The organism is Vibrio sp. JZG10 (assembly GCF_054064075.1).
Window position 1 is genome coordinate 400439 of record NZ_JBSUGE010000002.1, and the last position, 13047, is coordinate 413485.

General features: G+C 44.5%; 12 protein-coding genes. 3 read left to right on the plus strand and 9 right to left on the minus strand.

The annotated features are described in order from the left end of the window. Nucleotides 1-184: 184 nt before the first annotated feature. Nucleotides 185-1726: a glutamate synthase-related protein gene (locus ACWYVB_RS04330; protein WP_301640238.1), complete on the minus strand. Its 1542-nt coding sequence runs from the start codon at nt 1724-1726 to the stop codon at nt 185-187. A gap of 157 nt (nt 1727-1883) precedes the next feature. On the opposite strand from ACWYVB_RS04330, the gene ACWYVB_RS04335 reads away from it, so the two are divergent. Further along, nucleotides 1884-2363: an aminoacyl-tRNA deacylase gene (locus ACWYVB_RS04335; protein ID WP_006742302.1), complete on the plus strand. Its 480-nt coding sequence runs from the start codon at nt 1884-1886 to the stop codon at nt 2361-2363. A 165-nt stretch (nt 2364-2528) separates the two neighbouring features. On the opposite strand, the gene ACWYVB_RS04340 is transcribed toward ACWYVB_RS04335, so the two are convergent. The 3 genes from ACWYVB_RS04340 to ACWYVB_RS04350 form a co-directional block, all read right to left on the minus strand. Next, nucleotides 2529-3941 (minus strand): coniferyl aldehyde dehydrogenase, encoded by a 1413-nt coding sequence (locus ACWYVB_RS04340; RefSeq protein WP_317410483.1) that lies wholly within the window; start codon nt 3939-3941, stop codon nt 2529-2531. 125 nt (nt 3942-4066) lie between these two features. Then, nucleotides 4067-4639, minus strand: coding sequence for a GNAT family N-acetyltransferase (locus tag ACWYVB_RS04345; RefSeq protein WP_049873552.1), 573 nt, complete (start codon nt 4637-4639; stop codon nt 4067-4069). 114 nt (nt 4640-4753) lie between these two features. After that, nucleotides 4754-5212, minus strand: coding sequence for an NUDIX hydrolase (locus ACWYVB_RS04350; RefSeq protein ID WP_048624976.1), 459 nt, complete (start codon nt 5210-5212; stop codon nt 4754-4756). 184 nt (nt 5213-5396) lie between these two features. Between ACWYVB_RS04350 and ACWYVB_RS04355 the strand changes: the two genes are divergently transcribed. Then, nucleotides 5397-6302 (plus strand): DMT family transporter, encoded by a 906-nt coding sequence (locus ACWYVB_RS04355; protein WP_317410482.1) that lies wholly within the window; start codon nt 5397-5399, stop codon nt 6300-6302. A gap of 82 nt (nt 6303-6384) precedes the next feature. Here the strand turns inward: ACWYVB_RS04355 and ACWYVB_RS04360 are convergent, their stop codons facing one another. Both ACWYVB_RS04360 and ACWYVB_RS04365 read right to left on the minus strand, forming a co-directional pair. Next, the gene (locus ACWYVB_RS04360; protein ID WP_005395239.1) at nt 6385-6699 is read right to left on the minus strand and encodes a DMT family transporter; all 315 of its coding nucleotides are present in this window, start codon (nt 6697-6699) and stop codon (nt 6385-6387) included. 150 nt (nt 6700-6849) lie between these two features. Then, nucleotides 6850-8955, minus strand: coding sequence for a M4 family metallopeptidase (locus ACWYVB_RS04365; RefSeq protein WP_317410481.1), 2106 nt, complete (start codon nt 8953-8955; stop codon nt 6850-6852). Nucleotides 8956-9307: 352 nt separating this feature from the next. Here ACWYVB_RS04365 and ACWYVB_RS04370 point away from each other — a divergent pair, with 352 nt between their 5' ends. Then, complete coding sequence (locus ACWYVB_RS04370) at nt 9308-10672, plus strand: endonuclease/exonuclease/phosphatase family protein (protein ID WP_005395241.1); 1365 nt, start codon at nt 9308-9310, stop codon at nt 10670-10672. Between the two features lie 291 nt (nt 10673-10963). Here the strand turns inward: ACWYVB_RS04370 and ACWYVB_RS04375 are convergent, their stop codons facing one another. From ACWYVB_RS04375 to rarD, 3 genes are all read right to left on the minus strand, one after another. Continuing rightward, a complete protein-coding gene (locus ACWYVB_RS04375; protein WP_258684735.1) occupies nt 10964-11497 on the minus strand; it encodes a DNA mismatch repair protein in 534 nt (177 codons plus the stop codon). Further along, nucleotides 11491-11877, minus strand: coding sequence for an MAPEG family protein (locus tag ACWYVB_RS04380; protein ID WP_012842326.1), 387 nt, complete (start codon nt 11875-11877; stop codon nt 11491-11493). Before ACWYVB_RS04380 ends, ACWYVB_RS04375 begins: the two co-directional genes overlap by 7 nt. Nucleotides 11878-12084: 207 nt before the next feature. Continuing rightward, nucleotides 12085-12990 carry an EamA family transporter RarD gene (gene rarD / locus ACWYVB_RS04385; RefSeq protein ID WP_005395245.1) on the minus strand — a complete coding sequence of 302 codons (906 nt, stop codon included), beginning with the start codon at nt 12988-12990 and terminating at the stop codon, nt 12085-12087. Between the last annotated feature and the right edge of the window lie 57 nt (nt 12991-13047).

Here is a 13047-nt window from a genome sequence, read left to right on the forward strand (position 1 = left end):
TAATGCTCCTTCGTATCGTGGTTGTGGTAACCACTCTTTGTTATTCAACAAATCGAATATCCACCTCAAACAGCGTAGTTCATACACTGAATTTTTAGTTAACGCCAAGTCAAAATTTCCATATCTCGGCTAATAAATAATTGTTATCAAACATGTACCTATATGCAGAAAATATGGATATAGATCAGTTTAAGTCCATACCTGAATACTTGATCCCAGACAGCCTCGCCATGTTGTGATCCCAAGTCGCTAAATCATGGCGACTAAATTCATTCAGAGCGTGGTGACCACATGCCCTTGCCATGACTTGCATGAGCTCGACGGAGGATTCGAAGAAATTTTTCAATTGCTGAGATGATTTTTCGATATCGAGACGCTGCCTCAAATCGGCATTTTGTGTCGCAATGCCTGCCGGGCAATTATTGGTGTTGCAGATGCGAGCCGCGACGCAACCGATCGATTGCATCGCACTGTTGGCTATCGCCACTCCGTCTGCCCCAAGTGCCAACGCTTTGACAAAATCCATAGGAACTCGCAACCCACCAGTGATGATTAATGTGACGCGGTCACTTGCGCCTTTTTCATCTAAGTACTTACGCGCACGAGCTAGCGCAGGAATGGTTGGCACGCTAATATGATCACGGAACATAGTTGGCGCCGCGCCCGTGCCACCACCGCGACCATCTAAGATGATGTAATCGGCACCCGCATCGAGCGCAAATTGTATGTCTTGCTCAATATGGTTTGCACTGAGTTTAAAGCCAATTGGAATGCCGCCAGTGATGCCACGGACTCTGTCAGCAAACTTTCTGAAATCGTGAGTAGTATGAAGGTCTTTAAATGTTGGCGGTGAGATTGCTGGTTGGCCTTCGGGGATACCTCTCACCTGAGAGATCTTACCCACATTTTTATTTGCTGGAAGATGACCACCCGTGCCTGTTTTGGCGCCCTGCCCACCTTTAAAATGAAAAGCCTGAACATTAAGAAGCTTAGATTCATCGTAGCCAAACTGAGCACTGGCAAGCTCATAGAAATACCGCGAATTTGCAGCTTGTTCTTCAGGTAACATCCCCCCTTCACCGGAGCAAATCCCAGTCCCTGCCAACTCAGCACCTTTTGCTAGCGCAATTTTCGCCTCTTCCGAAAGTGCGCCAAAACTCATGTCCGACACCAACAAAGGAATAGCGAGCTTGAGCGGCTTACGCGCGTTTGGCCCCACAATCAACTCGGTAGACACGGGAACGTCTTCTAACAACGGTTGTGTCGCCATTTGCGCCACCATGATTTGTATAGCATCCCAATGTGGTAGCAAATGCCTAGGAACCCCCATTGCAGCCATCGGACCATGATGACCGAGTTTAGAGAGCCCTTCTCTCGCTAATTGGTGGATAAACTCGAGGGTTGGTTCTTCTTGAGTAGCGGACGCAGTCGGTTTGTCACTTTTCTCTCGTTTTTTCTCAGGGCCTTCTTTGCCGACTTGCTCAGAAGAAAAACGCTTATGTGTTCCATCACAAAATGGGGCATTAGAGGTATGCTTGCACTGGCAGAGATACGCTTCTTCATCTTTTTCCGCAGTAAAGCTCATTGGCTTTAAGCCTGTTCCCGAATGCGACCCATCGCAATAAGGTTGATTTTTAGAACGTCCACATCGGCAAAAGTAATATTCTCGCCCTTCGGTTAGATTCACTTTAATCGGCTTATTATCGGCGATGATTGGCTTGCTCATGTTGCCCCCTGTTTATTATTGTTAACCACGCTTTCTCGCTGGCTTGCAATAAGCGTAGAACAGGAGCGGAAAGAGCGTCAGCGAAACCAGAGTAAAATACGCGATTGTCGCTTGCCTCACCTATACTCTTTATGGGTCTCATACACGTGGAGGCTATATGACGATTGCAACCCGATTAGATGAATATTTGACTGAGCACAACATTCACTTTCAAACCGTGAATCACAGCCACAGTCATAGCTCGCTACAAAGTGGTGTTGCCGCAGGTGTGCCTTTAATGAATATCGCAAAAGGCGTCATTCTTGAGGATCATGAAGGGCATCATATGATGGCGGTCTTACCTGCCAACAACAAAATCAGTTTGTCGAGATTAAACGATGAATTTAACGCTACTTTCCACTTGGTGAAAGAGCGTATGGTTTACCGACTCTTCACTGATTGTGAGCACGGCGCGATTCCACCGATTGGTAGTCCTTACCACATGTCGACCGTTTGTGATGAAAGATTAGCAAACTTGGAACATGTCTATCTTGAAGCCGGCGATCATGAAACTCTAATTAAGCTAGATAGAAAGGCATTTAAGGAGCTAATGAACGACTGCAAATACTTAAGATTCAGCAGTGAAGTTCTGCATTAAACTTCCAAAAATCTGTCGACATTTCGTGAAAAAGGCTCTTTCAAAAAGAGCCTTTCTTTCTCTATTGGCAGCGCGTGGTGGAAACTTCCCGACCTTAGGTAATCCGCAATTCAGAACACATAGAAGCAAAAAACGCCCGTTTGAGCGGTTTTAACAATCCAACCACTATCGAACAAAAATCTTTTGTATCGCTTTTATCGCCATAGCTCTGCGACGCATTAATGCCCCCGTCCTTGGCAGCCATTTCGGCGTGTGGAGTACGGTTTTCGCGTGGCTAAAGGTTCTGAATCCTTCCACTCCGTGATAATGACCAATGCCTGATTCACCAACGCCACCGAAAGGCGCATCTTCAGCGCCAACGTGTAATACCGTGTCGTTGATGCCGACGCCGCCACTGTGTGTGTTGCGTACAATATGCTTGATGGTCGATTTGTTGTCCGACATAACATACAGCGCAAGTGGTCGCTGGTGCTGATTAATGTAGTCAATCACTTCATCTACCGCTTTGTAAGGCTTGATGGGTAGAAATGGCCCAAATATTTCCTCTTGCATGATGCGCATATCTGTCGACACGTCTGTGATCAAATGAGGATACAAAAGCCTTTCCTGTTGAGGTGACGCTTCAACAGTATGGATGCTTGCGCCCTGAGCTTTGGCATCCTCAAGTAGCGCAGTCAAACGATCATACTGTCGTTGATTGATAATATGGGTCAGCTTTTGATTCTTGTTGGATTTCAAATAGAGTTTTTCAAAACGTTTTAAGAACAGCGTGATGAACTCTTCGACGCGTTCTTGTGGTACAAACGCGTAATCAGGCGCCACACAAATCTGGCCGGCATTGATGCATTTACCAAACAAAATCGCATCAACGGTTATCTTCATGTCTGCATCTTCTGCAATGATCACCGGAGACTTCCCGCCCAGCTCTAACGTCACTGGAGTCAGGTTTTCAGCCGCTGCTTTTGCCACAGCGCGACCAACATTTGTCGAGCCAGTAAACAAAAGATGATCGAATCGCAGTTGGCTGAATGATCGTGCAACGTCCGCTTCACCTTCAAATACTTCGACATATTCAGACAACTCGCGACAAATATTGACGATGACTTTATTGGTTTTGGGCGTAAATTCGCTGAGCTTCATCATCACACGGTTACCTGCGGCCAAAGCAGTAACTAAAGGCGCAAGGCTCAAAATGACAGGAAAATTCCACGGCGAAATGATCCCGACCACGCCGAGTGGCTGATACTGAACAGTCACTTTCGACGGAGCAAGCAACAGACCGGATTCACGCTTACTTGGTTTGCACCACTTTTTTAGCTGCTTGATGGTGTAATTGATGTGCGAGACCGTCGGCAAAACGTCGGTCATGGCGGTATCAAATTCGGAACGATAACCAAAATCGTCACTCAGCGCTTCCACCAATGCTTGTTTATTCGCTATCAGAGCTTGTTTTAGCAAGACAAGGCGCTGCTTACGCTCATCCAAACTAGGATAAGGTTCGGCGGCATACGCCGCTTTTAAGCGATCAAGGCTTTGTTGTAACAGGTTGTCCACTTCAACCTCTGCGATTGCGTTCATGATGCTTCTCCTAACCTAGTTTCAACCAATGACGCTCCAAATTAACACGAGCGCAACAATGTTACTATTGTAGCGCTCGCGAAATTAGAGTTCGAACTCTGATTAAAATATCAGTGGGTTTGGAGCTAAGTCAGACGCAACTCATAAATGCCGAGCCGTTGAGAGCGGTCAAGCGTCTCGAACTCGTGATCAATGTATTCTTTTAATGTAGCACCAGCACGCTCAGCAATATTGATGCTGGCAATGTTGTCTTCCATACAGTGGAATTGGATGAATTGCGCGTGCCCTTTCTGCTTCAAAAAAGGAATCAACACCGCGAGTACTTGGTCGATCACTCGGTGTCCTCGCCCATTGTTGGCAAGCCAATAGCCAATCTCAGTGACGCGTGTGTGCGAATCCACACCTTTAATGCCAATAACACCCGTAAACTGCCCATCAAAATAAATAGCGCACCAGTGGGCATCTAACGCTTTGCTGTTCACGCGCTGAGAGATGTAGTTCACCGCTTCTCTGCGGTTGGTCACAAAGTCCGTCCAAGGCAAATAGCCAGAGAGGCTGTTTCGATACGTGTTCACCACTTCCAGTAAAACGGTCGCGTGTTTGGTGGTAAGAGGCTCAATTGAGACCCTGTCTGAAACAGAAAAACTGGCCTGCATGCTATTTCCTTGATACGCCTTTTGGCACATGACCTCATCCATCCACATTATCCCTTTTTCAGTAAACACTACTCACAAATCCTACAGCCTCATTGCGTTGAGAACAAACTTCCATATTCGTTATTTCAAACGTGCTAAAAAGGATGGTTATCTCGTCTAGTCTGTTTGTTCAATCAACGTAAATGGCGTCAACGACTCCACATCCACGTAATGCCTCCACACATGTTCGTAAAGGTGGTGCTGATTTGCAAACGGCGCTAGTCGCTTTGCTTCTTCAAGCGTACACCAACAATACTCAGTGTGTTCTTCGTTAAGTACAACCGATTGGTTAGGTGGACAAAGTAATACGAAGCATGGAATAACCATGATGCGGTTATTTTTTGCTTCGTAGAACTGTTCTAGAAAGTCTGCAGTATGTAACTCAACATCGTCAATTTGCGTCTCCTCTTTCAGTTCTCTGAGAATAGTTTGCCATCCGGTTTCACCGGCCTCTACACCACCAGCAACATGGCACCAATAACCACCTTTAACACGTTTGAGCAACAGCATTTTATCGACGCCATCAATTTTAGAAATGACAACGCCAGAAGTATGCGTTGCTTGTACTGGGATCATGTATGCTCCTTAAATATCTAGATATTTCCTAGATGCGCTCCATGCGCGAATGAAAGATAGGGTTGCTTGAGAACCCATAGTCTACTGCTTATTCTCACTCTCGGCAGATGTGTTTGAATATCACGGATCATTTTGTGAGCTGAGTATGCTAAAGTGCGATCTGTCGCAACAAATGAGCAGTAAAATGTCTAATTCATTCAACACTCTGGTTCCCATTGGTGTGCGCTTTATGGTGCTCTCCGCATTCGGTTTCGCGCTAATGTCTGCCACAGTAAAGCATGTCAGTCTTCATGGTATCCCTGTATTTGAGATTGTTGCAGCGAGGGCACTCGTCTCACTTGTTATCAGCTATTTAGATGTTAAGCGAAAACGAATTTCTGTATGGGGCAATAATAAGCCATTACTGTTTGCGCGTGGCGCAGTGGGCACCATGGCATTGATGTGCGTATATTATTCGGTGACTACCTTACCTTTGGCAGAAGCGACCATATTCCAATACATTCACCCAGTATTTACTGCGCTCCTAGCCGTCTTTTTCTTGAAGGAACGCATTCAACCATCGACGTTCCTTTGTATTGCCTTGTGCTTACTCGGCATCTATATAATGGTAAGTCCAGAAACAGGACAAGAAGCAGAGCGCACTTTACCTATGTTTAGCGTAATGATTGCAATCTTGGGCGCATTTGGTAGCTCAATTGCTTATGTCATTGTTAGAAAACTTAGCCAAACTGAAGATAGTTCAGTGATCATTTTCTATTTCCCTCTGGTTGCTCTGCCCGCTTCACTCTTACTGATTGGCGATGATTTTGTTATGCCCGACCTGTATCTGACTTTCATGTTGGTTTTGGTTGGTGTATTCACCCAAGTTGGGCAATTGGGATTAACCAAAGCAATGCAAACTCAGCAAGCGGGCAAAGCGTCTGCTTACTCGTATATTCAGATCGTATTTTCTGTGTTGTTAGGCATCATTTTCTTCGGCGAAATCCCGCTCATCTGGACGTACATCGGTGGTGCACTAATTGTATCGGGCGCACTCATTAACGTATTTGGCCACCATTTGCGATTGCCATTCGTTAAGCGCAGCGCTTAACCCTTCAGCCCCAAAGCGAGATAACACTAAAACGTAAAAAGCCAGAGTCGACTCTGGCTTTCTTTTTATGTTTAACCTGACGTTAAGCGGATAATTTTAATCCAGCGATACCGGCAACAATAAGCAGTAAACTCAGCAATTTTATCAGCGTCGCGGGCTCGTTAAATATGTAGATACTGACGATTGCCGTTCCAATCGCTCCTATACCTACCCAAACGCCGTAAGCGATACCGAGTGGTAGCGTCCTTAATGCAATTCCAAGTAACCAAAAGCTCAACACCATAAACGTAACGGTAAAGCCAGATGCCGCCAATTTGGTAAAACCTTGTGAGTATTTTAGTCCGACAGCCCATGCCACTTCGCATAAGCCAGCAATGAAGAGAATTCCCCAAGCCATGTCATATTTCCCAACGAGATGGGGTCGTCCCCGAGAAAAGATAGAGCGGTGAGGTCGTCCTCACTTCTTTGTGACTCGCTATTATATACAGAAAATTGAACGTAAAAAAATAAGGCCCTGATATTTCAGGGCCTATTTACATAAAAATCGCTAGGGCTTAGCGATGATGAATACGGTACCATCCGTCAACGTAAAGCTAACCTCACTGGTTTTCTTTCCGATACCGGATAAACTGCACTCGTTATCGTTATCACACGGCGTATTTGAAATAACATTCCACACGCCATTCATCAATCCAGAACCAGTAATAATCGCCGTCCATGTTTTACCATTGTTGATTGATTGTGTAGTAACTTCATCAGATGGTGGTGGCGCTTCTTGTCCTACATAACTTGCTTCCACGTTCAAGTTACTGTAACTGCTGTAAGCGTACACGCCAATGTGCCACGTTCCTTCATTCGGAGAAGTAATACTACATGCTTCATTACTGTTGCTACTGTATGAGCGACAATCGTAGCTGGTTAAACTTGGTTCACTTCCCAGCTTAACGTAAAGATCCGCATCGCCGTTTGCTCCCGATGTGGTAACAGTAAAATCTGAACTGTTGGTAGGCACATCAATCGTAAAACAATGCCACTCACCAGTAGATGAAGAGTCTATGTTGCTGGAAACACCATTGTTTAGGGCGATAGCCTCACACGTGCTAGATGGTGGCTCGACGACTCCGCCATCAACTGAAACACCGACCTGAGCAAAAGCATCGGCTACATCATTCGCCGCCACGTTTAAGCTTTGGGCGGCGGCCAATACACCCGCAGCTGCAGAGTCAAACGTTTCGCTTGGTGTCCAGTAGTTCTGGTTAGCGTACGCAAAAACCTCGAACGCTTGTCGCGTTCCCCAATTGTACTCAACCGCCAATAGATAAAACGCTTTGTTAAACACACCACTTGAATAATGCACATCCATGCCACTCACATACTGAGACGCGTGATCAATTGAACGACCATCAAGGGGCGGATTATCCATGTAGCGCAGCGCCGCATTGGCAGCCTTTCTAATATCGTACCCAACTTTCCAATCGTTAGAACCACGTGAATAGAATTCAGCCGCCTCACCTGCCATATCTGAGAAAGCCTCATTGATTCCGCCTGATTGCTCTGAATAAATCAGATCAGAGTTTTGTTCTGTAAATCCATGGCTAACCTCGTGCGCTGAGACATCTAAACTCACTAAAGGATAGAAATAACTCGCACCGTCGCCAAAAGTCATGCTCGAGCCATTCCAAAAGGCGTTTTCATAGCGTTTGCGGTAATGCACTCGCATTTGAAGCTGAAACGTTAAGGGAGCAGTATTCAGCCAATCTTTGTACATGTCGTATACCACTTTGCCAAAGTAATGCGCATCGTTTAATGGGCTGTACGCTCCATTAATTTCTTTAACACTATTGGTTGGACAAACGAACGTATGTGTATTGCCAGACGTCCTACCATTCAAGTTGATGGTTTTGACCACGCCAGGAATGTCCATCAAACACATATCACCGGATTGCTGGACTAATAGAGACTCAAAGTCCACACCATAATGATAACGACCAATTTTTTGGTTTCCTCCCGGACCATTCGCTTCTACGTGCGCTAACCCTTCATATTGCAGCAAAATGTTTCCTGTTTTAGCATCAACAAGAAAGGTGGGACGCGTGGGCTTACCACCATGATCATTATCAGCAAAAAACTGGACAATATAAGCTAAGTGCGCCACGTCACTTTTATCGACATAAATACGCAAACCTTGGCGCTGATTCTCTATTTGGTATCCGTTTTCACGGTACGGCTTTTGCGTTGAAGACATTACTTGAGAAAGCGACAATTTAGGCACCATATCATTGATATCTCGGGCAATATCCTTTACGAGAGTGCCGTTGATATACTTGATTTGGCCCTGTTTATCACGATGTACGACAATTTGCTTGCCCCAAATCGGGACGCCTTTAAACATCTGCTGATAACGACTATGCGTACCGCCGTTTTTACCTTGGTTGGTTTTCAGCTTTTGTACACGATTTCCATTTTGTAAACCTAACACACGATCTATATTTTGTGTGGCTGCAAGGTTGCGTTTTTCTAAAGCAACAACAAGACCATGGTTTTGCTCTAGCCGTTCGGACTGAGCGGCGGATAAAGATGTTGAAAAAAGAAGTGGTGAAGCAAGCATTGCCGTGACAAATAACCTGCTCTGGTAGTTTGATACTGAACCCATCGGTTAGCCCCCTATTTTGCATCAATAGCAAAGCCAAACTGACCAGTTCTTATTTGTTTGTTTCTCACCCGAAAGTGAAGTCAAACTTATCGTAATCATCCCGCTCATTGATTTTAGCACACACAATCATACAGCTTATGTTTTAGTGCCATTTCATCTATTAAAAGCGACACCGTTTTTTAACAATTTGCATATAACCTTTTGGTGTTGAAAGTGTTGCGTTTATTGCACAAATCACACAAAAACTAATTGAACATGTAAATATGAAAACGTTTGTGTGATTGATATCGCTTAAAACAATTACTGATGACTTTAATATTCAGCCGAATCAATTATAAGGTATGACGTACCCATGAAAACAATCAAAACCTCTATCGCTCTCCTTGTTGGCGCCGCTCTATTATCTGGATGTAATGACGACACTGAATACGTCAATGTTCAGCCTAAAGAAGTAAAAATAGCGACTTACAACCTCTCTTTTGACCGTGCAACTTTTGAAGCTTTAGTGAGTGAAATGCAAATTGAACCAGCGCAGCAAACTGTATTGGTTACTGCCTATTTAGACGGTTCTATCGCCGCTGAAGACAAAACCACTGCGGAAAAAGTCATTCAAATTCGGAACGTTGCTGCGATTATTCAGAAGAATCGCCCTGACGTTCTTATGATGGCGGAATACAACAACGACGGAACAGGCGAAAACAAAGCTGCCCTTGAAGGCTTCCAGAAGAACTACCTGTCTGTCGCGCAAAGCATCAATGGTGCAGGCGGTGAAGCGAACCTTGAACCTATCGAATATCCTTACGCGGAGTCTTACTCTACCAACACAGGTTTGCTAAGCGAGTTTGACCTCGACAACAATGGAACAGCAGGTCAAATGCCGGGCGATGCATGGGGCTTTGGCATGTACCACGGTCAATATGCCTTTGCCCTAATGTCTAAATACAAGATTGATACGGCAAATACGCGTACGTTCCAAGCGTTTAAATGGAAAGATATGGAAGGTGCGAAGATTCCAACCATTACTATCTGTGACGGCTCACAAAAGATTCCAGATGGCATGAAGTGTGGTGATGAGTGGTACTCTGCAGAAGAATGGGATCAAGTACGCCTATCTTCTAAAAACCACGTAGATGCACCAATTATCATTCCGACTCGCAATGGCGAGGAAGTTGTGCATCTACTGATGTCGCACCCTACTCCACCAGTATTCGACCCAGGTAAAAACAAAGCGCAAAACGCAGCCGAAGTAGAGTTCTGGCATCACTACATTCAAGGTAAAGACTATTTCTACGACGATGCAGGTAAGCAAGGTGGCTTAGCGAGCGGGGCTAAATTCGTAATGATGGGCGATCAAAACCTTGATCCAGTAGCCGGTGACGGTATTAGCTCTGTAATGCAAGAACTGCATAATGATCCATTGGTTAACCAAACCGTGATGAATGGCGAGCTTTATCCGACAAGCTTTGGTGCAGCCGAACACGCTGTTGACCGCAGCTCCACTCACCCATATCCGAATCGCATCACTTCGACGTTTGGCTTGGGTGTAGATTATGCCTTGCCTTCTGCAAACCTAAATGTGGTGGACTCTGGTGTATACTGGTCAGCTTCTTATGAAGAAGGTCGTAAGCTATTTAACGATGCGCGTATCGGCAAGTATGGTGATGGCAAAGATGTGTCTTCCGACCATCGCATGATCTGGATTAAAGCACAGTTCTAAACTGTGTCATTTAAATAAAAAAAGCCAACCACAAGGATTCGTGATTGGCTGTATATATTTGTGAACAAAGTGGTTCACTAACAACGTCAGTTGGCTAGGTGACCCTCGGCTTAGAAAGGGTCACTCATACTAAAGCATGAGACGTGCCAACTTTGTAGCGCACAAAAACAGGTTGTTATTTAACCACTTTCATTAAAACTTCACCAATAGCCACTGTTTGCTCACGCAATGAATTGCAATTTGCAAATTATAATTGGCATTTCGCAATAAACCCTACCGTTAACTTTTGTTCTATGGCTTCCTAGCCAAATCACGTGCGAGGATTAATGCGAGTCCGAATACTTGCAAGAAGAGCCCGATATTCTTGTACCAAGCGATCTTTTCATCTTGCTTTGCCATTACCTCATTGAGCTCTACATTCTCAATGTAATAGTCATCAATGCGATCTCTATACGAAGCTTGTGCTTGGTTTATCTTTGACATTAGCTGAGGGAGTTTATCTATTTGTATTTCATCCGATTCGTGATGAGTCCAAGAGGATAAGTGCCCTTCCACTATCTGTTCTATCTCCGAAGGTATCACTGCGCTCTGACCTATGTGCAAGTGAAGCAGCAACGCCTCTCTTTTTCTTTCTAGAGTTTCAACGCTATTCCACGCGAGTTGGATGGAATACAAGTTTTCCGCCTTTTGCTCTGCGAGTTGCGAATACTGTTTGCCAAGCCTATCAAGGACCAAGCTAGTAAGAACGATCGCGCCAATATTCAGTACTAACCCAATCAGAACGAGTACCCATGGCGGCGGGATATAGCTACGAAGACTTACCATAACTTATCGTACGGAAGATAAATCATATTCAACACAACCAGCGAAAGTATCACTAGGAATGTCACCTGCATGCCCCTAACACGCCTTTTTAAGTCCTCTTTCAATATACCTCGAGCATGGATAATTCGACCGATCACGAAAATAATGCCTGTGAGATGTATCCAGGTTGGGTAAGCGCTATTGAATTCTAATAGTGCCATTAGAATCAGAGTAATGGGGATATATTCTGTCGCGTTACTCTGTGCACTACGAGCGATTTGGAGAGCCTCTACTCCTCCGTCAGCATAAGCAACCTGATTTAAGCGACGCTGCTTAATCACTTGAACGGCCAACCAAATAATCAGTATTGCAAGAATGCTAGCGTATAGAGCTGTGATCATATGTCGTCCTTTTTGATCCGGTTTTCATTATATAGCGTGTCACTTGGCTATAAATATAGCGGTATCCTAATGATAATGCGTCAATTAACCTCAAATTATGCTTTGACTCGAATATAAGAAAACGAGTAAGAGAATACTTTATGGAACTAAAAACGCCCTCGAATAGAGGACGTGAGAGTGAAATCGTGAATATTCAAGAATGGTGCACTATAAAGGATGATTGGCCAGCTTTTTACGCTTATGCCCTTTGACAATACTTTCAAAGATTGTAAATAACAGCCCCACCCAAATAAAGGCAAAGGTCACTGCTTTAACTTCATCAAACAGTTCACCGAAAAACATGACAGCCAAAACAAACTGCAAGCTTGGTTCAATGTATTGCATTAAACCAACTGTCGATAAGTTTGTTATACGTATCGCGATAGAATAAAAAATCAGTGGTAAAAGCGTGATCGGTGCGCTGCCAAAGTACAAAAGCAATGTTGTGATATCTACACCTGAAGCCAACTCACCCACTGTCCATTGTTTGTAAAACAAATACGCCACGGCAACTGGAGTCAATAGCAGCGCCTCAACAAATAAGGTGGTGCTCCAGTCGTATGTTATCTTCTTCTTGTACAACCCATACAAAGCAAAGAACAACCCCATCGTTAGTGCGATAACAGGTAACTGGCCATAATGAATCACTTGATACATCACGCCAATTGTTGCTAGCACAATTGCGATGAGTTTGCCTTTTGAAAGCTTATCTCCAAGAATAAACACGCCTAACGCCACTGAAACCAATGGTCCAATAAAAAAGCCTAAGCTTGCATCAATGACTCGATGGTGAGTCAAAGCCCAAGTGAACGCACTCCATGAAATACACATCAAACTGCTCGCGACAAACGTATACCACAAAGATTTTTTGTCACACCAGATTTCTTTCCAATTCGGTCCTCGACGGGTTATACCAAGCACAATTAAAAAACCGACAGGAACTGAGCCGATGATTCGCCATGCCAGCAACTCATCCATTGAAGCATTCGGTAAATAACGATAATAAATGGGTAGCAGCCCCCAAATTACAAAGGAGAATGCTGCCATAAAAGTGCCATAACGAGTGTTATTCATAAAACTATCGCTCATCTAAACGAACAAGTCAGCGCAAACAAATGGCGCTATGCATAA

Bases quoted from the DNA above. Each gene is read 5' to 3' on its own strand.
- ACWYVB_RS04330 (WP_301640238.1), bottom strand. From the start codon at position 1,726: ATGAGCAAGCCAATCATCGCCGATAATAAGCCGATTAAAGTGAATCTA.
- ACWYVB_RS04335 (WP_006742302.1), top strand. From the start codon at position 1,884: ATGACGATTGCAACCCGATTAGATGAATATTTGACTGAGCACAACATT.
- ACWYVB_RS04340 (WP_317410483.1), bottom strand. From the start codon at position 3,941: ATGAACGCAATCGCAGAGGTTGAAGTGGACAACCTGTTACAACAAAGC.
- ACWYVB_RS04345 (WP_049873552.1), bottom strand. From the start codon at position 4,639: ATGGATGAGGTCATGTGCCAAAAGGCGTATCAAGGAAATAGCATGCAG.
- ACWYVB_RS04350 (WP_048624976.1), bottom strand. From the start codon at position 5,212: ATGATCCCAGTACAAGCAACGCATACTTCTGGCGTTGTCATTTCTAAA.
- ACWYVB_RS04355 (WP_317410482.1), top strand. From the start codon at position 5,397: ATGTCTAATTCATTCAACACTCTGGTTCCCATTGGTGTGCGCTTTATG.
- ACWYVB_RS04360 (WP_005395239.1), bottom strand. From the start codon at position 6,699: ATGGCTTGGGGAATTCTCTTCATTGCTGGCTTATGCGAAGTGGCATGG.
- ACWYVB_RS04365 (WP_317410481.1), bottom strand. From the start codon at position 8,955: ATGGGTTCAGTATCAAACTACCAGAGCAGGTTATTTGTCACGGCAATG.
- ACWYVB_RS04370 (WP_005395241.1), top strand. From the start codon at position 9,308: ATGAAAACAATCAAAACCTCTATCGCTCTCCTTGTTGGCGCCGCTCTA.
- ACWYVB_RS04375 (WP_258684735.1), bottom strand. From the start codon at position 11,497: ATGGTAAGTCTTCGTAGCTATATCCCGCCGCCATGGGTACTCGTTCTG.
- ACWYVB_RS04380 (WP_012842326.1), bottom strand. From the start codon at position 11,877: ATGATCACAGCTCTATACGCTAGCATTCTTGCAATACTGATTATTTGG.
- rarD (WP_005395245.1), bottom strand. From the start codon at position 12,990: ATGAATAACACTCGTTATGGCACTTTTATGGCAGCATTCTCCTTTGTA.